1 protein-coding gene is annotated in these 917 nt (G+C 72.0%); it reads right to left on the bottom strand.

Annotated elements, in window-relative coordinates; translation table 11 throughout:
- Positions 1–119: 119 nt before the first annotated feature.
- Positions 120–737 carry a M48 family metalloprotease gene (locus E1287_RS43370; RefSeq protein ID WP_165969485.1) on the bottom strand — a complete coding sequence of 206 codons (618 nt, stop codon included), beginning with the start codon at positions 735–737 and terminating at the stop codon, positions 120–122.
- Positions 738–917 lie beyond the last annotated feature (180 nt).

Raw genomic sequence — 917 nt, 5'->3', positions numbered from 1 at the left:
GCTCTCGACCGACCCGGGCCCTCCGCCCGGCCATCAGACCGGCCCCCGCACCCCCGAAACCCCGTCCACACCACGCCACGGCGGCCCGCCGCCACTCTTCGGCGGCAAGAGCTGACCGCTCAGCCGAGCCGCCGTCGCAGCCCCTGAGCCCGCCGGACGAGCGGCATCGGCATCGGCTCCTCGCGACCGGCGGCCTCGATCCGGTGCTCGACCGCCGCCAGTAGATCCGCGCCCAGCCCGATCCGGACCGCGGCCGCGTCCGCCCGCGCCTCCGACCACCCGCCGACCAGCCGCCCGGCCGACGCCGCCGCATACGCGGCCCCTGCGGGCAACACCACCACGATCGTGATCGCCGTCGCGGCGATGGCCACAAAGAACGCCAGAATGAACCCGATAGGCCGGTGCCACTCGACCGCCCGTTTCCACATGGAAACGACCAGGGACCACGGTGTGCGCAGCACCCACGTCAACGCACGGCTCGGCACCGTCACCTGCGCCCGCACGAACGCCGCCCCGGCCCGCAAGCCGACCGCATGCCCCAGCTCATGGGCAAGGACCGCCTCCAGCCGTCCAGGAGGCAACGACCGCGCCGCATGGGACGTGACGGCTACCGTCCGCCCGAACGGCGTGCACGCGTTCAACGTGTCCGACTCCGTAACGACCAGCACGTACGCATCGCCCCCGGCACGCCGCTGGACGTCCCGCCAAGGCTGCTCCAACCGACCACGTTCCTCCACGGTCGGCTCCCGATACCCGTACGCCCTCCGAGCGCCCAGAGTGGCGAGCAAAGAAACCGTCCACACCCCGACCGCCAAGCCCACACCCCAAACAGGCCAAACCAAGTGCAGCCCGACAGCAACGGAGGCAACAAGAGCGGCCTCCAAAGCCACGACCAGCCCGAAAGCCACCCCCACCCC

Source organism: Actinomadura sp. KC06 (genome assembly GCF_004348735.1).
GTDB lineage: Bacteria > Actinomycetota > Actinomycetes > Streptosporangiales > Streptosporangiaceae > Spirillospora.
The sequence above is the reverse complement of the archived record's forward strand: the minus strand, read 5'-3'. Positions and strand labels throughout refer to the sequence as shown.